20 protein-coding genes are annotated in these 22,434 nt (G+C 28.3%); 15 read left to right on the forward strand and 5 right to left on the reverse strand.

Annotation, left to right across the window (positions count from 1 at the left end; translation table 11 throughout):
• Nucleotides 1-11 precede the first annotated feature (11 nt).
• The 11 genes from M9405_RS01575 (at nt 12) to ybgF (ending at nt 12,240) form a co-directional block, all read left to right on the forward strand.
• Nucleotides 12-761, forward strand: a complete 750-nt coding sequence (locus M9405_RS01575) for a succinate dehydrogenase iron-sulfur subunit (protein WP_250223521.1) — start codon at nt 12-14, stop codon at nt 759-761.
• 152 nt (nt 762-913) lie between these two features.
• Complete coding sequence (locus tag M9405_RS01580; protein WP_250223522.1) at nt 914-3,790, forward strand: 2-oxoglutarate dehydrogenase E1 component; 2,877 nt, start codon at nt 914-916, stop codon at nt 3,788-3,790.
• 23 nt (nt 3,791-3,813) lie between these two features.
• Nucleotides 3,814-5,079 (forward strand): 2-oxoglutarate dehydrogenase complex dihydrolipoyllysine-residue succinyltransferase, encoded by a 1,266-nt coding sequence (gene odhB / locus M9405_RS01585; RefSeq protein ID WP_250223523.1) that lies wholly within the window; start codon nt 3,814-3,816, stop codon nt 5,077-5,079.
• 55 nt (nt 5,080-5,134) lie between these two features.
• Nucleotides 5,135-6,334 (forward strand): ADP-forming succinate--CoA ligase subunit beta, encoded by a 1,200-nt coding sequence (sucC, locus tag M9405_RS01590; RefSeq protein ID WP_250223524.1) that lies wholly within the window; start codon nt 5,135-5,137, stop codon nt 6,332-6,334.
• The gene (gene sucD, locus M9405_RS01595) at nt 6,318-7,193 is read left to right on the forward strand and encodes a succinate--CoA ligase subunit alpha (RefSeq protein ID WP_250223525.1); all 876 of its coding nucleotides are present in this window, start codon (nt 6,318-6,320) and stop codon (nt 7,191-7,193) included. Before sucC ends, sucD begins: the two co-directional genes overlap by 17 nt.
• A 253-nt stretch (nt 7,194-7,446) precedes the next feature.
• Nucleotides 7,447-8,184, forward strand: coding sequence for a protein TolQ (gene tolQ / locus M9405_RS01600; protein ID WP_250223526.1), 738 nt, complete (start codon nt 7,447-7,449; stop codon nt 8,182-8,184).
• Nucleotides 8,159-8,590: a biopolymer transporter ExbD gene (locus M9405_RS01605; protein ID WP_250223527.1), complete on the forward strand. Its 432-nt coding sequence runs from the start codon at nt 8,159-8,161 to the stop codon at nt 8,588-8,590. Before tolQ ends, M9405_RS01605 begins: the two co-directional genes overlap by 26 nt.
• 98 nt (nt 8,591-8,688) lie before the next feature.
• Entirely contained in the window at nt 8,689-9,369 is a 681-nt protein-coding gene (gene tolA / locus M9405_RS01610; RefSeq protein WP_250223528.1) for a cell envelope integrity protein TolA, read from the forward strand.
• Between the two features lie 134 nt (nt 9,370-9,503).
• The gene (gene tolB, locus M9405_RS01615) at nt 9,504-10,835 is read left to right on the forward strand and encodes a Tol-Pal system beta propeller repeat protein TolB (RefSeq protein WP_423775047.1); all 1,332 of its coding nucleotides are present in this window, start codon (nt 9,504-9,506) and stop codon (nt 10,833-10,835) included.
• A gap of 94 nt (nt 10,836-10,929) precedes the next feature.
• Nucleotides 10,930-11,427, forward strand: coding sequence for a peptidoglycan-associated lipoprotein Pal (gene pal / locus M9405_RS01620; protein WP_250223530.1), 498 nt, complete (start codon nt 10,930-10,932; stop codon nt 11,425-11,427).
• Between the two features lie 42 nt (nt 11,428-11,469).
• Nucleotides 11,470-12,240: a tol-pal system protein YbgF gene (gene ybgF / locus M9405_RS01625; protein WP_250223531.1), complete on the forward strand. Its 771-nt coding sequence runs from the start codon at nt 11,470-11,472 to the stop codon at nt 12,238-12,240.
• Nucleotides 12,241-12,830: 590 nt separating this feature from the next.
• Here ybgF and pgl read toward each other — a convergent pair.
• Nucleotides 12,831-13,847, reverse strand: coding sequence for a 6-phosphogluconolactonase (gene pgl, locus M9405_RS01630; protein ID WP_250223532.1), 1,017 nt, complete (start codon nt 13,845-13,847; stop codon nt 12,831-12,833).
• Between the two features lie 281 nt (nt 13,848-14,128).
• On the opposite strand from pgl, the gene gpmA reads away from it, so the two are divergent.
• The gene (gene gpmA / locus M9405_RS01635; protein WP_250223533.1) at nt 14,129-14,842 is read left to right on the forward strand and encodes a 2,3-diphosphoglycerate-dependent phosphoglycerate mutase; all 714 of its coding nucleotides are present in this window, start codon (nt 14,129-14,131) and stop codon (nt 14,840-14,842) included.
• Nucleotides 14,843-15,033: 191 nt separating this feature from the next.
• The gene (locus M9405_RS01640) at nt 15,034-15,744 is read left to right on the forward strand and encodes a Bax inhibitor-1/YccA family protein (protein WP_250223534.1); all 711 of its coding nucleotides are present in this window, start codon (nt 15,034-15,036) and stop codon (nt 15,742-15,744) included.
• Nucleotides 15,745-15,843: 99 nt separating this feature from the next.
• Here the strand turns inward: M9405_RS01640 and ychF are convergent, their stop codons facing one another.
• From ychF to ispE, 4 genes are all read right to left on the reverse strand, one after another.
• Nucleotides 15,844-16,956, reverse strand: coding sequence for a redox-regulated ATPase YchF (gene ychF, locus M9405_RS01645; protein WP_250223535.1), 1,113 nt, complete (start codon nt 16,954-16,956; stop codon nt 15,844-15,846).
• 86 nt (nt 16,957-17,042) lie between these two features.
• Nucleotides 17,043-17,621: an aminoacyl-tRNA hydrolase gene (gene pth, locus M9405_RS01650; RefSeq protein WP_250223536.1), complete on the reverse strand. Its 579-nt coding sequence runs from the start codon at nt 17,619-17,621 to the stop codon at nt 17,043-17,045.
• 166 nt (nt 17,622-17,787) lie between these two features.
• Nucleotides 17,788-18,750, reverse strand: coding sequence for a ribose-phosphate pyrophosphokinase (locus tag M9405_RS01655; RefSeq protein ID WP_250222973.1), 963 nt, complete (start codon nt 18,748-18,750; stop codon nt 17,788-17,790).
• Nucleotides 18,751-18,842: 92 nt separating this feature from the next.
• Nucleotides 18,843-19,709 carry a 4-(cytidine 5'-diphospho)-2-C-methyl-D-erythritol kinase gene (gene ispE, locus M9405_RS01660; RefSeq protein WP_250222975.1) on the reverse strand — a complete coding sequence of 289 codons (867 nt, stop codon included), beginning with the start codon at nt 19,707-19,709 and terminating at the stop codon, nt 18,843-18,845.
• Nucleotides 19,710-20,489: 780 nt separating this feature from the next.
• Here ispE and prfA point away from each other — a divergent pair.
• Together prfA and prmC are read left to right on the forward strand one after the other, a co-directional pair.
• Complete coding sequence (gene prfA / locus M9405_RS01665) at nt 20,490-21,572, forward strand: peptide chain release factor 1 (RefSeq protein WP_250222976.1); 1,083 nt, start codon at nt 20,490-20,492, stop codon at nt 21,570-21,572.
• Nucleotides 21,572-22,411, forward strand: a complete 840-nt coding sequence (prmC, locus tag M9405_RS01670; protein ID WP_250222977.1) for a peptide chain release factor N(5)-glutamine methyltransferase — start codon at nt 21,572-21,574, stop codon at nt 22,409-22,411. The genes prfA and prmC overlap by 1 nt, the downstream gene beginning before the upstream one ends.
• The last annotated feature ends 23 nt before the right edge of the window (nt 22,412-22,434 follow it).

Consider the following 22,434-nt stretch of genomic DNA (forward strand, 5'->3'; position numbering starts at 1 on the left):
AATTTTAAAAAATGCACATTAAATTATCTGTTTATCGTTTTCACCCAGAAATTAACAATAATTACTACATGCAGAATTACACACTTGATTTCACAAAAACACATAATTTTACCGTATTAGATGCACTAATAAAATTAAAAACACAAGATCCTACTTTAACTTTTCGTCGTTCTTGCAGAGAAGGAGTATGTGGTTCTGATGGCATGAACATAAACGGAATTAATAAACTAGCATGCACTACCTCTTTAATAAAACTATATAAAGAAAATTATCCAAAACCTATTATAATTCGACCATTAACCGGATTTCCAGTTATTCGAGATTTAGTAGTAGATATGCGCCAATTTTATGAACAATATGAAAAAGTACAACCATTCTTAATAAATTTCCACCATAACCAATCATCACATGAAAATTTACAATCTCCGGAAGAACGATCCAAACTAGATGGATCTTATGAATGTATATTATGTGCATGTTGCTCTAGCGCTTGTCCTTCTGTATGGTGGCATCCAAGCAAATTTATTGGGCCTGCTGGCTTATTAACTTTATACCGTTTTTTAATGGATAGTCGTGATACTAATTATCAAAAAAGATTAGAATCTTTTAATGATTCTTTCAGTGTATTTCGCTGCCACAACATTATGAACTGCATTAATGTATGTCCTAAAAAATTAAACCCTGCTAAAGCTATAGGTCATATAAAACGTATGATAGCAAAAAATGCTATGCGTATAAACAACAAAAAAAAATCATCATAATCACAAAACATATAAGTATATTATCCTATTAACACACACTCATTATATTTTATAAAAATATACACAAAATCTTCAATTTTTTTTAAAATACAACCTGTATTTCATCGTAACTATTACTTAAAATATTTAAAAATAAAAACAAGGATCTTGTCATGCATAACATCACATTACAAAACTGGTCAAATTCTTCATGTCTATCAAAAAACAACCAACTTTATATAGAAGAAATATACAAAATTTTTCTGCAAAATCCCAATTCTGTAGATCCCAGTTGGATAAAAATTTTTCAGTATTTATCTCTTGACAAAAAAATCGACAAAAAAAATGCAAAGCATTTAAACAATACAACATATCTCTCGTCAAAACATGACGCTATCACTAATACACCTAACCAGACTTCTATAACATCCGATATATTTAACAATACTACCTATATACAACTATCACAATTAATCAATGCCTTTAGAACGTATGGATATCAATATGCAATATTAGATCCTTTAAATTTACAAAACAAAACAACACATAATCCTCTTCTAGAATTAGAAAACTATAATTTCTCTTCAAAAAATTTCAAGAACAATATTGACATGACACCATTTGGTTTAAATAAAAAATCAATGAACATTATGGAAGTATACTCGTTGCTTAAAAAAATTTACTGCGGATCAATAGGTATTGAATATATGCATATAATCAATCCAAAAATAATTTTGTGGCTTCAAAAAAAATTAGAATCCTCTACAACAGACTTAAATTTTAACGATGAAGAAAAAAAACAATTTCTTAAAGAAATAGCCGCAGCAGAAGGCCTGGAACGTTACCTGGGAACTAAATTTCCAGGAGTAAAAAGATTTTCATTAGAAGGAGGCGATGCTTTAATTCCTATGTTGAAAGAAACAATACGTCATTCAGTTCATCATCATGGAATTACAGAAATATTTATAGGCATGGCACATAGAGGTCGTTTAAATGTATTAATTAACATTTTAGGAAAAAACCCTAAGAACTTGTTCAATGAATTTTCTAATGCAAATAAAATAAGTAATAAAAGTGGTGATGTAAAATACCATCAAGGATTCTATTCAGATGTTACATTAAATGGTAACACTGTACATTTATCTTTATTATGTAACCCATCACATCTTGAAATTGTAAATCCAGTAGTAATGGGTACCGTCCGAGCACGTATTGACCAACTATCTATACAATCAAAAATTTATCACTGCGATATAACAACCAACAATACAATCCTTCCAATCTTAATTCATGGAGATGCCGCTATTAGTGCTCAAGGAATAGTACAAGAAACTTTTAATTTATCTAAAACCCGAGCATACAGTGTCGGGGGTACAGTACATATTATTATTAATAATCAAATCGGTTTTACTACCTCAAACATACGGGATATGCGCTCTACACAACATTGTACTGATATAGCAAAAATGATACAAGCCCCTATATTTCATGTAAATGCAGATGATATAGAATCAGTAATATACATTACGCGTATTGCATTAAATTTTCGAAATGAGTTTAAACATGACGTAGTAATTGATCTAATATGTTATCGCAGACATGGACATAATGAAGCAGACGAACCCAGCGTCACTCAACCTATAATGTATAAAAAAATTCGAAACCACCCGACATTAATTAATATATATTCCAATGCTTTAAAAAAGCAAAAAATAATTAATCAAGACGACAATATTAAATTAATAAAATCATACCGAGAAATACTAGAAAAAAAACAATGCGTATTGCAAAAATGGCAACCAATTCGCACGAATACTACATTAAATACAAATAACTTAATAAATAACGAAGATATAAAACCATCTAAACACATAACTCAACAATATTTAAAAAATTTAGCTTACCATATCAGTAATATTCCGGCAGAAATTAACATGCATTCCAGGGTAAAAAAAATTTTTTTTGATAGAACAGAAATGGCAAAAGGCAAAAAACTATTCGATTGGGGAGCCGCAGAAATCCTAGCATACGCAACACTGTTAGATCAAGGAATTTCTATTCGTTTATCTGGAGAAGATGTTGCCCGGGGTACTTTTTTTCATAGACATGCTATAATATATGATCAAAATAGTGGTGAAAAATATATTCCCCTAGAACATAGAGGCAAACCTTTAGCGCATAATAAACAAGGACATTTTTTTATATGGGATTCCGTGTTATCTGAAGAAGCAGCGTTAGCCTTCGAATACGGATACGCTAATACAGCAAAAAACATGCTAATAATTTGGGAAGCACAATTCGGAGACTTCTCTAATGGAGCGCAAGTTGTTATTGATCAATTTATTAGTGCTAGTGAACAAAAATGGGGACAATTATGTGGTTTAGTAATGCTCTTACCGCACGGATATGAAGGCCAAGGACCAGAACATTCCTCAGCACGTATAGAAAGGTATCTACAGTTGTGTTCTGAAAACAATATGCAAATCTGTATACCTTCAACACCAGGTCAAATTTATCATAAATTACGCTATCAAGGAACATGCGCGATTAAAAAACCTCTAATTATTATCTCTCCAAAATCTTTGCTCAGACATCCTATGGTTAATACGTCATTAGAAAACTTATCCCATGGATCATTCCAAACTATATTTGGTGAAATAGATAAAAATATACTGATAAATAAAACTAACCGTGTCATTATATGTTCTGGAAAAGTATTTTATGACCTACTGGAGCAACGTCGTAAAAATCAACAACATGATATAGCCATTATTCGTATTGAACAACTGTATCCATTTCCACAATTGCATTTAGAAACCATTCTGAATTCCTATTATGCGCATACAGAAGATTTCGTCTGGTGTCAAGAAGAACCAAAAAATCAAGGCGCTTGGTATTATATGCAGAACCATATACAGAACATAATGCCCTCAAATATTACATTAAAATATATAGGACGTCCTGATGCGGCTGCCCCTGCAACAGGATATTTATCAACACATCAAACACAACAAAAAAAATTAATTAATGATGCATTGCATACAAATTAATTCTTTACACGAAAGGATATAATATGAGTAGTAGTGTAGATATTTTAGTACCAAATTTACCAGAATCAGTTACAGATGCTACTGTAGCTGTTTGGCATAAAAAATCAGGAGATAATATTCAACAAGATGATATCTTGCTAGAAATAGAAACAGATAAAATAATGTTAGAAGTGCCTGCTCCTAATACAGGAGTGCTAATATCTATTTTAGCTCCAGAGGGATCTATAGTAATATCTGGACAAATTTTAGGAAAAATAGAACTAACCTATGATATTCCTGCTGAAAAAGATAATGCACACACCATATCAAAACATCAACAAGCATCTTTCATGTCAATTGCATCTAAAAATATCTTTACTACTAATCAAGATAATGAATTTCATAATGTTTGTTCCCCATCTGTTCGCAAATTAATAGCGGAACATGACTTAAAAAACATAAATATTCAAGGTAGCGGCACAAAAGGACGCATAACACATAAAGATGTAGAAGCACATATCATCCCCCCTAAACAAACTCTACAAGAAAGCACTCAAAAAACATTTGAAAACATACAAACTAATACAAAAATACAAAAATCTTGCGATAATCGTACTACTACACGAGTCACAATGAACCGATTACGACAAAAAATTGCAGAACGACTTGTCGCTGTCACTAATAATACAGCCATGTTAACCACATTTAATGAAGTTAACATGCAACCTATAATAACTATCAAAAATAAATATAAAGAACTATTTCAAAAAAATTATGGGATTAAACTAGGATTTATGTCTTTTTATGTGAAAGCAGTATTAGAAGGTTTACGGAATTTTCCTGAAATTAATGCCTCCATAGATGGAGAAGAAATAGTATACTATAATTATTTTGATATAAATATTGCAGTTTCTACCCCTAGAGGATTAATAACACCAGTATTAAGAAACGTAGATACACTAAGTATCGCAGATATTGAAAAAGATATAAAATCTTTAGCAGAAAAAGGAAGAAATGGCAAGTTAACACTCGAAGAGTTAAGTGGAGGTAATTTTACTATTACTAACGGAGGAGTTTTTGGATCATTAATATCTACTCCTATTATTAATCCACCCCAAAGTGCTATTCTTGGAATGCATGCGATCAAAGATAGACCCGTATCATCAAACGGACAAGTAGTAGTGTTACCCATGATGTATTTGGCGTTATCATATGATCACAGATTAATAGATGGAAAAGATTCAGTAAGATTTTTAGTATACATTAAAGAGTTATTAGAAGATCCAATACGTTTATTATTAAAAATTTAATATAACACCAAATAAATATCACATGATAAAATCACAATAAATACGGTCGTATATTATGAATTTATATGAGTACCAAGCAAAAAAACTGTTAAAAAAATATAATTTACCCATTCCAAATGGTTACAGATTTTCTGCAATAGATGATGTGAAAAATCATATTTTATCAAACCAAATTTCTACTGGACCATGGGTATTAAAATGTCAAATCCAATCTGGAGGCCGAGGAAAAGCTGGAGGAGTACAAATAGTGCACTCTAAAAAAGAAATATTATCATTTACTAATAAATGGCTTGGTAAAACACTAAAAACATACCAAACTGCCGATTCTGGCGAATTAGTACAATCCATATTAATAGAACCAGCGATCGAAATTATACAAGAATTATATTTAAGTATACTAATTGATAGAGAGAAAGCACAAATAACTTGTATGATCTCCAAACAAGGAGGCGTTAATATTGAACAGATTAGTCAAAAAACACCTCATTTAATTTATAAAATAAAAATTAACCCTATATCCGGGTTACAACCTTATCAAGGCAGAATATTAGCATGTAAAATTGGTTTATCAGACAAAAAAATCAATAAATTTGCAGAAATTTTAGTTAAAGCAACACAAATGTTTCTTGAAAAGGAACTTACATTAATAGAAATTAATCCACTAGCTATTACTAATGAAAATAACTTCATATGTTTAGATGCCAAAATTACTATTGATCCAAATGCTATATTTAGACAACCAGAATTGTTTTCAATATATACAGAAGACAACATACATACTCAACAGGAAGTCAATGACTTTAATTACATTCCCTTAACAGGAGGAAACATTGGTTGTATGATAAACGGAGCAGGATTAGCAATGGCTACTATGGATATGATTAAATCATTGGGAGGAACGCCTGCTAATTTTTTAGATATAGGAGGCAACTCTAATAAAAACAGTATCATATCTGCTTTCCACGCTGTTTTAACAGATTCCAAAGTCAAAGCAATACTGGTAAATATCTTCGGTGGTATTATATGTTGCGATCTAGTAGCTGACAGCGTACTCACAACTTTATCTAGATACTACAAATGCATTATTAAAAATAATATGATTCCTATTGTTTTCAGATTAGAAGGCAACAACGCTGAACTAGGTAAAAAAAGATTAATCAATAGTAACCTAAATATTTATGTCACAAATAATTTAATAGATGCTATTCAACAAGTTATAAAAATGGTGAAATTTAAAAATGTCAATATTGATTGATAAAAACACAAAAATAATCTGTCAAGGATTTACAGGTAAAAAAGCTACTCTGCATTCAAAACAAGCATTAAATTATGGAACACAAATAGTAGGAGGAGTAACTCCAGGAAAAGGGGGTAGCACCCATCTTGGATTACCAGTATTTAATACTGTTAATGAAGCATTATATCACACGCATGCATCCACTTCTATAATTTATGTACCTGCTCCTATGTGCAAGGACGCAATTTTAGAAGCAATTCATGCAGGCATTCAATTAATAGTATGTATAACAGAAGGGATTCCAATACTAGACATGCTGATAATCAAACAACAACTCACAAAACATAATACATGTATGATAGGACCAAATTGTCCAGGAATTATTACTCCAGGAGAATGTAAACTTGGAATTATGCCACATCATATACATACTCGGGGAACTATAGGAATTATTTCTAGATCAGGTACTTTAACATATGAAGTAGTAAAACAAATAACTGATTGTAAATTAGGTCAATCTACATGTGTTGGAATAGGAGGAGACCCAATACTCGGGTCTGATTTTATCGATATATTAACACTCTTTGAAAAAGACCCTAAAACATCATTAATAATAATGATTGGTGAAATTGGAGGTAGATCGGAAGAAAACGCCGCAAAATATATTAGACAATATATTAAAAAACCAGTAGTAGCATATATAGCGGGATCTACAGCTCCTAAAGGAAAACGCATGGGGCATGCTGGTGCTATTATCTCTGGACTTGGAAGTACTGTGCAAGAAAAATGTGCTATTTTATCAGAATCAAAAGTACATGTAGTAAAAAATTTTGTTAATATTGGCCAATATATAAAAAACACTATAATGAAATCATAAAAATATTATACATATAAAATAAACTCAACCATATACATAGTTATATGGTTGAGTTTTCATAAAAATGTATTTAAAAATTAATTTTAATTAAACATTATGTTTATGTTAAGTCAATATGTTTGTTATCAAAATAAACACTCTAATTATTACAGATAATTGCATTAAATTAACACCAATATTTGTTGCAACTATAAATTTCTACAACAATCACGCATTACATACTGATCACTCAATACTTTAATTAATTAATAATATGAATATCTTTAATTTATTTTTAAAAACTAATATCCTAGTACAAATCAGCATTTTGATACTTATCATATTTTCTATACTCTCTTGGAGCATCATTTTTCATCGTATTTTTATAATTAAAATAGCAGAAAAAAAATCAAAAATATTTAGAAAAAAATTTTGGTCCGAAATTAATTTATCTAGTCTGTACCAGACCACTATAACTCATCAAAATACATTAAATGGAATAGAACATATTTTCTATACAGGTTTTAAAGAATTTTCTACACTATACCCAATGAAAATATGCTCACCTGAAGTAATAATGACTAGAACTTTAGACACTATGCGCACTACAGTAAATATAGAACTAAAAACATTAGAAAATAATATTCCATTAATTGGAACCATTGGTTCTATAAGTCCATATTTTGGATTATTTGGAACTATATTAGGAATTATGCATATTTTTATTGAACTAGGCTCAATATCAAACAACACATCTAATCAAATAGTTCATATACAAATTATTGCACCAGGAATTTCAGAAGCATTAATTTCTACCGCTATAGGTTTATTCGTAGCTATTCCAGCAGTAATGGCATTTAATTACTTGACGACAAAAATTAATAATTTAGAACAAAACTACGACAATTTTATACAGGAATTCATTACAATGTTATATCATCAATTTTTTTTCAATACTAAAATTACCCAAAATCAGGAATATATACATGCGGAAACAAAATATCAGAAATAAAATTAAATCAGAAATCAATATTGTGCCGCTATTAGATATATTACTAGTATTACTAATTATTTTTATGACAATACCGATAAAATTAATACAAAAATTTGAAGTTAATCTTCCTAACAGCGATATAACAAAAAATTTTATAAAAAATGAAAAAATTACAATTACCATTGAAATTTTAAACAAGGGACTATACAATTTGGTTCTTGATAATACAAAAATAGGACCAATGCCTCTAACACAACTATCATCAGAAATAAATAGTCAAATACATTCTAACAAAACTGCAAATACGCTATGTTTGATAGCTGCATCAAGAACCACAACATATAATGAAATTGTTGTAATATTAAATTTATTACAAATAAATGGTATCCATTCCGTTGGAATATTAACTAATCCGTCTCATTAATAATATTTCTGAAAAACTTAAAAATGACAAAAAAATTTTTTTATCCATCATACAAAACCAAATTTATATACTCTATGATAGCATCCATCATTATACATATGATTATATGTATCTTCTTATATACACGCATAATCGCAGAAAAAAAAAAATACGATACAGACAACAAAATTAATAACGAAAAACACTCAATGTACAATACATTAATCAATGACGAACCAAAAAAAATATTAACAGAAAATAATAATGTTCTGTTATTAAACCAACCCAATCGATTCAAACTCACAGATACACCACAACAAAAACCATCCTCAGTCACACAAAAAAATACAGATCACAGCGACACTACTACTCAAAAAAAACATGCACTAAAAAATAACGTAAAACAAAAAAATATAACAACTGACAATATCGGTCAAAAAAATACGCGTAACAATTCTAACGAATTAGATAATTTATTAAATACATTCATCAATGATATCAAAATCCCTGCTAAAAATAATGCTATTAACAATGACGAAATTAATGCGTATAAAAAAATCATTAGCAAATCAATACAGAATAAATTTTATAATGCTTCTAGTTACTCGGGAAAACAATGTACTATACGAATAAAATTCGCACCTGATGGCGCAATACTATCAGTCTCCTCTATATCAGGAGATCCTGAGCTATGTCAAGCAGCAATAATAGCTGTAAAATCAGCAAAAATTCCGCAACCTCTAAATATAAATATTTATAAAGCTTTTGAAAACACAATATTAAATTTTGCCCCACAATAAATAAAATATTTACATTTTTATAAATAGTAATAATATTTATATGTTAGACATAGTATAATATACTTTGGTAGTACTTAAAAATACACTGTTAACATTTAGGAGAATTTGTTAAAGCTATGCTGTCCTCATTATCGATGTTAATATATTCTTCCATTATACTTGTATGGACATCTATATTACTAGCAGATATGCAAATTAAAATTACTCAAGGTATAAATACAGCATATCCTATTGCTATAATACCTTTTAAATATATCAATAATAATCAATATGATATATTTCAGCCTACTGAAGACATAGCATCAATAATAGCTAATGATTTACGTAATAGCAGTAAATTTAATACAATACCTGTAGAACATTTACCCCATCAACCCGATAACATATCAGATGTTATCCCAATGTTTTGGGAAAAACTGGGTATTAATATAATTGTAATTGGGACAATACAAGAAAACTATGATGAAAGTTATATTATATCTTATAACCTAATAGATACTTCTAAAAATCCAGCATTAGTAATAACTGAAAATCAATTTTCAATAGAAAAAAAATGGCTTCGTTATATAGCTCATACTATCAGTAATGAAATTTTTGAAAAAATAACTGGTATAAAAGGAATATTTTGTACACGTATTGCGTACGTATTACACACTGATCATGATAAATACCCTTTCGAACTATGCATTGCTGACTATGATGGACATAACCAAATATCAATATGTAAGACCCATGAACCATTAATGTCTCCGGCATGGACTCCAGATGGTAATAAAATCGCCTATGTTACCTTCGATTCAGGTCACTCAAAACTTGTAATACAAACACTAAGTACAGGCACAATTAACAATGTTATTAATTTCCCACAGCATAATGGAGCTCCTGCGTTTTCTCCAAACTCTAAAAAATTAGCATTTGCTTTATCAAAAACTGGTAGTTTAAATTTATATATTATGGATTTAGATTCTGGAGAGATTAAACAATTAACTAATAATAGAAATAACAATACTGAACCCAGTTGGTTTCCGGACAATAAAAATATAGCCTATACTTCCGATCAAAGCGGAAAACCACAAATTTATAAAATTAATATTGACACCTATAATAGCACACGAATATCTTGGTCACATACTAGTAACCAAAATCCAGCTGTAAGTTCAGACGGAAAATTTATAATGATGGTTAATAGACACCAAGGAAAACAAAATATAGCTAAAATAAACTTAACAAATAATCAGGAATATATATTAACAGATACTGTACTAGCTAATTCTCCTAGCATAGCACCTAATAATACAATGGTATTATATAGCGATACCAACACTAATATAACAAATAATGTAACAACTTCTACATCTAGTTTAGAATTGATATCTATTGATGGTAAATTTAGAGCTCATATTACAGGAAACAAAAATGACTTAAGATTTCCTACTTGGTCATCAGCATATTTTCATTCGCAATAAAGTTTTATTGAAAAAATTAAATATAAATCTCATAAAATTAATAAAATAAATAACCTATATGCACATAAATATACTTTATAAAAAACTAACATTAATGATTATTATCAGTGCAATAACTAGCGCTTGCACTACAACATTAAATAAAAAAAATAATACTAATTATATTGATTATGATAATGACACAAATTATCTACAGAAATTAAATAGACAGAATACTCAAATAATTCACAAAAAATTAAACATACAAGAATTAAAAGTTAACAATACTATTTATTTTGATTTGAATCAATATGATATTACACACCAATTCTTTAATATATTAAATAATCATGCTGATTTTTTAAGAAATCATCCTTCAAATTCTATACGAATAGAAGGACATACTGATGAACGAGGCACTGCAGAATATAATATTGCGTTAGGTGAACGACGAGCTAATGCTGTAAAATTATACCTTCAAAGCCAAGGGGTGCTACATGAACAAATTTCTACTGTCTCTTATGGCAGAGAAAAACCTGCAATGCACGGTCATAATGAAACAGCGTATTCTAAAAACAGACGTGCCGTTTTAATATACAATAAAACACCATGATTTATGTGTAAAAAAATGATTTTTCTATCAAAATTTAATAATATGATAACTATCATATTATTTATATTTCTTACGTTTTTTGAAAGTAATATAATATATTCACAAGATTTACACAAAAAAATAAATGAAAAAAATAAAAATATTACTCAATTACAACAAATATCCAATGCTCATAGTCAATATTTAATTCAAATACAAAAGCAATTAACCGAAAATCAACACGATATTGATATTTTACGAGGAAATATTCAAGATATTCAATATAATATATCAAACATTATCACTCAACAAGAATCCATGCATCACCAAATAAATAATTTTTTAAAATCAAAAAATTTAAACTTACAATATCGTAATGAAAATAATTCTGATGATGTACCAAATACACAATTACAAAACCAACAAACACATCAACATACTAAAAAATACACAGGTATTGATGCAGAACAACAATCTTATAAAGATGCAGTAAATTTGGTATTAAAAAATAAACAATATGACCAAGCAATACAATTGTTTCATAATTTTGTAAAAAATTATCCAAAATCAATATATCAAGCTAATGCACATTATTGGCTAGGACAATTATACTATCAAAAAGGACAAAAAGATAATGCATCCCATCATTTCGCATTAGTTGTTAAAAATTATCCTAAATCCTCAAAAGCAGCAAATGCATTGTTGAAAATTGGTTTTTTAGTGCAAGAAAAAAAAGTAGACATGGCTAAAAAAATATATCAACAAGTAATAACACTTTATCCAAATAGTGAATCTGCTAAACAAGCTAAAAAGCTTTTATACAGCTTAAAATAATAAGTAAAGAATTTTAAAAATTATTCTTTCTATTAATAATAGAATAACTAAGTGAATCCGTACATAACATATTAAATAAATTTAAACTAACTATACAAAATTCAGTATAGTCTAATCCGACATGGTAAAACTAAACAACATATTAAATATTAATATTTAATTAAATAAAACAAAAAAATTTATAATTTAAATATTTTAATAAAAAATATTTAAATTATATTATTTAATAATATTAAAATATTACTTATTTAAACTAATAACCACACTCGATATTATTTATTTGCATTATATCATTTAATTTTCTATTTTAAACACCGCAATTTTCTATGATTTCTTACTGTATATGATAAAAATTATTATCTAACTAAAATTCATACTATTCACTATGAATGCATACAATACTACTAAATAGTTTTACATAAAATGTTTTCCAGTAAAACGTAATTTTTACGATACATTTTTAGTATTCTAAAATATTTTAGAATAAACATAACAAATTTTTATTTAAAATTAATTACCCTAATATACATTATAAACAAACCCTTACAAATTTTGTGCTATATCAGAACATATCGATTAAAACTTATATATCATCCATCCAACAATGTCACTGTACTAATCCATACAGGACCAAGACCTGAAAAATGACGAGATAAAAAATGCAATCTACCACTAATTAAATTAATACGATATACAGATATATAATTTGATTTTTGACCTGCAACAATCAGAAAGTTCCCAGTATCATCAATCGTGAATCCTCTGGGTTGCGTTTCAGTAATTTGATACCCAACAAATTTTAATTTTTTTGTACGCTGTATTATCTTGAAAAAACTAATAATATTAGTAACTCTATCAGAACAATATAACCAACGACCATTAGAAGTCATATGTATATCAGAAGACCAAAATTGCTGCTTACTAATAAAATTTTTTGGTATCAAACTTATTGTTTGAATAATATTAGGAATACTACAATAATCATCATATTTAATAATATCTATAGTACCCAATAATTCATTAATCACATATGCATAATCTCCAGTCTTATGGAAAACCATATGACGCGGACCCGATCCAATCACACTAGATTTAATACAACCTGGAGTCCAGGGCGTTAATTTCCCACATATATCTATCTTAAATAATTTAATCACATGCTCTTGCAAACAGGGCACCCAAAGCAATACACCATGATTATCTATATTAGCAGAATGACAACCCGACAAATCCGGAATAATTTGTACAGCACAATCCAATACACCAAATTTATTAATAGGTATTACATATACTGCACCTCTTTTGTAAGAGGTGCAGTATAAAAACGTACCATTTATATTGCTCATTAAGTGGGTTGGACTACCAGATAATTTTATACTGCTATTAATTATTAAAAATCCCTCCGAACTTATAGTATAAGTGATGATTCCAAAATCTGGTCGTATCCCAACATATAAAAATTTTTTGTTTGAATTTACAACCATAGGATAGACTTGTCCTGGAGTATTCACTACTTGAACTAATTGTAAAAAACCGTTAATACTGTCCAATTTCCAAACATAAATTTGACAACTATCAGGACTAGCTACATAAACAATTTGCATCATAAATTTCCAAATACATATAAAATTATTTTATATAAATACTATATTCGCATAATATGCATTCATTTAAAATTCTATATCTCAATAAGATATTTTTATAAATTTAAAGTAATAACATAACAATATAAATAGATAAATATAATTTATACAAAAACATGAATCTGCATTTTATACCAATTTTTTAAAAATAAAATTACTTAATTCATATATTGAATACTATTTAAAATTAATATAAAGATTTATATAATATATTCTTAAATATTTACATAACACATGAGGCAATTATGACTACGACTAAACTAAGTTTAATAAGACATGGAGAAAGTCAATGGAATAAAGAAAATCGATTTACCGGATGGGTTGACATAGATTTATCCGAAAAAGGACATACCGAAGCAATATTAGCTGGAAAAATATTAAAAAAAAATGGTTTATTTTTTGAACATGGATATACATCGGTCTTAAAAAGAGCAATTCATACATTATGGTTAATACTAGAACAAATAAACCAAGTATGGTTACCCATCGAAAAATCTTGGAGATTAAACGAACGTCATTACGGAGCTTTACAAGGTCTTAATAAAGACCAAATAATTCAAAAATATGGTTACAATACTGTGCAACAATGGCGACGAAGCTTTAACGCAATACCACCCAAAATCTGTCATCATGAAAATTCTCAATTTATAGCAACAAATGATAAACGCTACAATAACCTAACACCTGAAGAACTACCTAATAGTGAGAGTTTAGCAATGACTTTAAACAGAATACTACCCTATTGGAATTTATCCATACTACCAAATATTAAAAATAAAAAAAATACCATCATAGTAGCACATGGAAATTCCATACGCGCTTTAATAAAGCTTTTAAGCAATATGAATGAATCAGAAATTTTTCAAGTTAATATACCAACAGGAATTCCTTTAATATATGAATTTGATAAAAATACAAATTTGGTTCAACACTACTACTTATATAACGAACCAAATTAAATCACTTAGTATACCACTAATAATCAATGATTAATATCAACTAACTTGCTGCACTTTAAATCACATAAACAATCATAAAATAGTTATACGTACATTTTTAACACCAAATACAACATTTTGTTGCTCATATTTATTGCTTACTATATAATGCACGAAAAGTTATATGTCAATTATTTGTTAAGGTGAAATTTATGAATCGGTTTCCCCGCTTTCAAAATACTGTATCAGAACAAACTAGTAACACAATACAAACATACATACTCCAAGTCTTTGGCTGGATGTCATGCGGATTATTATTAACTGCATTTGTCGCATGGTTTGCTGCCCAAAACCCAGTAATATTGCAATTAATATTTTCTAATCAGATAATATTTTTTGGGCTTATTATTAGCCAGTTAGCATTAGTATTTATTCTTTCTGGAATGGTAACAAGACTCAGTGGTTCTCTCGCAACTACATTGTTTATGTTATATTCCATGCTAACAGGTTTAACCTTATCTAGCATATTTATACTATACACGACCTCTTCTATAGCTAGTGCGTTTTTAGTAACATCTGGTATGTTTGGCGCAATGACATTATACGGATACACTACCAAACGCGATTTAAGCAGTTTTGGTAACTTGTTGTTCATGGGATTAATAGGTATAGTATTGGCGTCATTAATAAATTTGTGGTTAAAAAATACAACATTAATGTGGTTAATTACATATATTGGAGTTATAATATTTGTAGGACTCACAGCCTATGATATTCAAAAACTAAAATCTATCGGATTATCTGTATCTATAGATAATTCTGATCAATTTAGAAAATTATCCATTATAGGAGCGTTAACCTTATACTTAGATTTTGTTAATTTATTTTTAATGATGATTCGTATTTTTGGAAATCGCCGTTAAAATATATAAAATTTATTTCAACAAATCACACCTAAATATTTTTAAAAATTATTTCATGTTAAATATCTAGGTGTGTGTTGTTTACTACAGCATATAATATTATTTTTTTCTACTTCTTCTGTTAAACAGAAACTTTAAGACATCTCCGTCTCGGATACAGTAATTTTTGCCTTCATAAAATATTTTACCGAATTTCTTTGATCCTGATTCTCCCTTATACTTAATAAAATCATTATATTTTATCACTTGTACTTTAATAAAACCATCACTAAAATCACTGTGAACCTTCTGAGAAGCCTCCAAAGCAGTAATTCCCGATTTACATACCCAAGCACGCGCCATGTTTGCATTTACAGTAAAAAAAACACACAAATCTAGCACAGAAAATATCTTACTTGTAATTTCATGTAAAAAATTATTTTTATATAAAATCAATTTATTTTTATTAAATAAAATATTATTTTTACTGTCTAAAAAAAGAGACAAAAAATTGCATAAAATAAATGAAGAGTTTTTAGCAGATAAAAATCTATATAGCTTATCCAAATAAATATTATTCAATCCAGTAGTAATATCATGAGGAGTGTTAATAATATAAATAGTAGGTTTTGCAGTCAAAAGATTAATTTTTCTAAAATACATTTTTTCTGAAACAGCAAACTGTACATTACTCAAAAAAATTCCATCATATAAATAATGCAGACATTTTCTTAATACTGATAACTGTAACTTTATATCATTATTTTTAATAAAAGACTTAGACTGCTTTTCTAACGTAGATATTATTTTTTCACACTGCAAAATATCAAACAAAATAAGTTCATCATTTACAATATTAATGTCCCTGCAGGGATCTATATTATTAAATATATGTGTAATTTTGTTATCAATAAAACAACGAATCATATGAAACAATATCTTCGTTGTATTAATGCAAGAAAAAATTTTATTACCCATACCAATCCCTTGCGCAGCTCCCTTAATTAAACCAGCAACATCAACAAATCTTACTGTGCCCTGTACTACTTCATGAGATTGCGCAATGTCTGCTAACATGTATATTCTATTATCTGGAATATACATTACTGCTACATTAGGTTGAATAGTACAAAAAGGAAAATTAGCAACTCTAACAGATGCATCAGTCAAAATATTAAATAAAGCAGACTTACCAGTATTAGGTAAACCAATAATACTACAATCAATTTGCATAAAATATTATTAAATAACTATAAACAATCTAGTTCTAGTGCTAGATCCACTACAGCGCAATTAGTTTTATTCTAAATACTATATCATTAACGATGTAATATATTCATAACTTTTATAAAATTCCTAGCTACTATATCTTCAGTGCACGCAATAGCTTTATTAATTGCATTATCAATGCTAATACGATCATTAATACTCGGTTTATTTAAAACAAAATCACATACTTTATTTTTATTACCAGGATGTCCTATACCAATACGCAAGCGATAAAAATTACATTTCCTATTTAAACGTAACACTAAATCTTTTACCCCATGATGAGTATCACTGTTTGCTCTGCTACCTAACTTAACACGCACAACACCGGGTAATAAATCAAGCTCATCATAAGCAACTAAAACTTGATCTACACACAATTTATAAAATTTAATACATCTATATACAGACAATCCATTGATGTTCATATACATAGCCGGTATTAATAAATACACAATACCAATATCTAAATTTAATACACCAACATATCCAGAAAGTATATTTTTTTTATTTAAAGAAACTTTATATTTTTTTGCTAAAAACTCAACATATCTAGCGCCAGAATTATGTCTAGTCTCCAGATATCTACATCCAAAATTTCCCAATCCAACTATAAGTTTAATTGTCATATATTTTACAATATACCAATTTAATCAGTTCTATATATAAACCTCATAACATCACTAATAACACAATTATATCAACACATATACACTAACTTTTATAAAAAAATTAAAATACCTTTTTAATAATTAGAAAACTATATACCATTCATTTTAAAAAAAATAAATATTTTCAGTACGCAAACATAGCAGAAATTGATTCTTCATTACTAATACGACGAATCGTTTCAGCTAACATACCAGATAAAGTTAATATACGTACATTAGATAATGACTGAATTTTTGGTTTTAAAGGAATAGTATCACATACAACAATCTCATCAATCATAGAACTTTGGATATTTTCATACGCATTGCCAGAAAAAATTGGATGAGTAATATATGCGAAAACACGACAAGCACCTTTTTCCTTTAAAACATCTGTAGCTTTACATAATGTTTCACCAGTATCAATCATATCATCTACTAATATACAATCACGATTATGTACATCTCCAATAATATGCATAATTTGCGCAATATTAGCACGCGACCTACGTTTATCTATGATAGCCATATCAGTATCATCAAGTAATTTAGCAATAGCACGCGCGCGTATCACGCCCCCAATATCTGGAGATACTACTATAGGATTATTAAAACTTTGTTGCATCATATCTTCTAACAAAATCGGGCTTCCAAAAACATTATCTACTGGAACATCAAAAAACCCTTGTATTTGTTCAGCATGTAAATCTACCGTTAAAATACGATCTACTCCTACGCTAGATAAAAAATTTGCTACTACTCTAGAAGTAATTGGAACTCTAGCTGATCTAACTCTACGATCTTGTCTAGCATAACCAAAATAAGGAATAACAGCAGTAATCCTAGAAGCTGATGCGCGTCTTAACGCATCTATCATGACAATAAGTTCCATTAAATTATCATTTGTAGGAGCGCAAGTAGACTGAATAATAAACACATCTCCCCCGCGAACATTTTCATTAATCTGTACACTTACTTCGCCATCACTGAAACGACCTACAGATGCTTTACCAAGATTAGTATATAATCTATTGGCAATAAGTTGAGCTAATTCTGGGATAGCATTTCCAGTAAAAAGTTTCATATTTAAATTATCTCGTAATTTCATTATATAAAAGATTATAAATATAATATTAACGTACTAAAATATAAATAATAAACTTATTTCTACCCTGTTCTGCGCGGTGTATCTACACATACTTATGTATATAATAGCTTTTGATATAATGGGGATATATTTGCCCCTCGGGTCACTATACTACTCATCCAAGTGGGTAAGTAACTTTGAACAAGATTAGCCAATTGTTTAGTATCAAATTCAGAAAATATACAAGATCCAGTACCTGTAAGTCTAGCAGTTGTATACTGTGACAGATATTTAAAATAAATATTTATTACAGGAAAATATGATCTTACAATGTTTTCAAAGTCATTATAAAATGAACAAGATAACAATTCCCTTACAGAACGATGTGGAGAATAACAATATTTTCTTAATTTATACATCTGAAACACCCAACTAGTACTCACCATAACTGGCGGTATAAGTATAAGGTACCACTTCTCTGGCATAAAAAAAACAGGTGTTAAAATATTTCCAATGCCCTCTGCGATAGATGAATATCCTAATATAAAAACCGGAACGTCTGCGCCTAACATCTCACCTAATTTCATTAAAATCTTCTGACTTAAACAACAACGCCACTTGCGATTAAGCACTACCAAAACAGTTGCAGCATCAGAAGATCCTCCTCCTAAACCAGCACCTATAGGCAACACTTTGTTTAAAATAATATCTGCCCCAAGGAATAAACTATTTTTAATATTTGACCAACAGTACTTTTGCAACAATCTAGCTGCTTTCATAACTAAATTATTTGAATGTAATAAACTGCTGGTTTTAGTAAACAATCGAATTTTTCCATTATTTGTCACAGCTATCTCTATAGTATCGCCATAATTAATAAAATGAAAAAAAGTTTGTAAAAAATGATAATTATCATCCCGACGACCCGTAACATACAAAAATAAATTAAGCTTACCTGGAGCGGGCCAACAGCCACTCATTATTGTCTCCCAATAATACCATTAATATAAAACTAAAAAATTAACTTTTAGTAAATTTAAATATTAATGTATTTCTTTATAAGATATTAAAATTTGTATACATGCATATACTAATATCTATATATTTAACAAATTTAAAAAAATAATAAAATGTTATTTCAATAATAAAAACTAAAAAATTAAATTTTTATCATTAATAAAAACTTATAATACAATTAATTTATATTGTCTATAAGTATATTAATTGTAAATCACACAATTTATGACGAACACAATTTCTAATAATAAATAAACACATACTATATATAAAGCATAATATACTGTATATTATAATTAAATAATAATAAAAAACTATGTAAAAATGGCAAATTTACAAAAATATTGATTGATTTTACTAAAAAATCGAATCAGTATGCAATAAAAATTATTTTGTAATATAAATACACTATGTTAGTAGTACCTAATATTAATCTGATTAAATAAAATTTTTGTTAATCTTTAAAAAATATTCATTAGTATAATAAATACCTAATTTAACCTATTAATCAAAATTATTATTAATTAGCACCATTTAATGTTAATATAATAATATTAATATATAATATCTCTATTATTGTAGTTTTTATTTAAAATTTACATATGTTAAGAAACATATTCCAATATAATAAAAAATTATTATTCTTAATATTCCCAATATATATATAAACATATATACATAATATAATATAAAATTTATAAAACTATATTTTATTAACGCATAAATCTAATCTTAATATTCATATGGATCCTATTATTATAACAAAACTAATTATTTTAAAAAAACGCTTTGACGTTTTAAAAAAATTAATTAATACACCGAAAATACTCTATAACAAAAAAAAATTCCTCCTATTACATAAAGAACATACTCAATTATTTGAAATCGTTACTTGTTTCCAAAATTGGTTAAATACAAAACAAGAAATTAATAACATTAAAAATATGTTAACAGAAAAAGATATGTATGATTTAGTGCAAGATGAATTAAAAATATTTAATGCAAAAAAAATTAATCTAGAAAATCAATTAACCATGTTGTTATTACCTGAAGATAAAAATGATAAACTTGGCTGTTTTATAGAATTACGCGCTGGTACAGGTGGAAAAGAAGCAGCAATATTTACTGCAGAGTTATTTCGAATGTATACTCGATATGCAGAATTACGCCATTGGAATATAGAAATAATCCACATTGCCGATAGTGAATACGAAGGGTATAAAGAAATTATTATTAAAATTCCTAATAAAGGAGCATATAGTCAATTAAAATTTGAATCTGGAGGTCATAGAGTTCAAAGAATACCTCATACTGAATCACAGGGTCGAATACATACCTCTACATGCACAATCGCTGTGATTCCTGAAATACCATATACTGATTTCCCTAAAATTAACTCAAACGATTTAAGAATAGATTCTTTTCGTGCATCCGGAGCTGGCGGACAACATGTGAATACCACGGATTCAGCAATTCGCATTATTCACATACCCAGCGGTTTAACTGTAGAATGCCAAGACGAACGATCACAACATAAAAATAAAGCTAAAGCGTTATCAATATTAAATTCTAGATTACACGCATTAGAAACTAAAAGACGCCAAAAAGAAGAATCTAATACCCGACGTAATTTATTAGGAACTGGAGACAGATCTGATAGAATTCGTACATATAATTTTCAACAAGGCCGAGTTACCGATCACCGAATTTCATTTACGTCCCATAAATTGCATAATATAATGCACGGAGATTTAGATATTTTAATAAAACCTATTATTAATAAATATAAATTTGATCAACTCAATAAATTATTACAATCAAAATAATGCAATGGAATCAATGGTTATCTTGGGCAACTTCACAACTAAAAAACTCTGATACACCTAAAAGAGACGCAGAAATACTATTAGAACAAGTTCTTAAAAAATCCCGCGCTCAATTACTAGCATTTGGTGAAACATTATTAGAACATAATAATATTATCCAATTAAATCATTTAATTACTCGCAGAAAAAATAGAGAACCTATTGCCTATATTATTGGCTATAAAGAATTCTGGTCTTTAAATTTTAAAGTGTCACGGGGCACATTTATTCCCAGGCCAGATACTGAATGCTTAATCCAACATACATTAGATTTATTTAATAATACTGTAAACTTAAACGTCCTAGACTTAGGGACTGGAATTGGCACAATTGCACTATCTATTGCATCAGAACAACCAACCTGGAATATTACAGGAATTGATTGTCAAAACCAAGCGTTAAAACTAGCTGAAAAAAATAAAGCATCATTTAACTTAAAAAATGTCAAATTTTTACATGGAAATTGGTTTCAAAAATTAATGAAAAAAAAATTTAATCTTATAATTAGTAATCCACCTTATATTAGTAAAAATGATCCATGTTTAAAAAATAGTGATTTAATCTTTGAGCCCCCGAGAGCACTGATATCACAAAAATCAGGACTATCTGATTTAACAATTATTAGTAAATATTCTACTCAACATTTATGCCATAACGGATGGTTAATTATGGAACACGGATGGAATCAAGGAGAATATATACGCACATTACTTAAAAAAATTAAATTCACAAATATCTGTACAATTCGAGATCACAATCATCAAGAACGTATAACATGCGGTAAATGGATAATATATTAAATATATATTTTCCACATATATCA

This window comes from Candidatus Blochmannia ocreatus (assembly GCF_023585745.1).
Lineage (GTDB): Bacteria > Pseudomonadota > Gammaproteobacteria > Enterobacterales > Enterobacteriaceae > Blochmanniella > Blochmanniella ocreatus.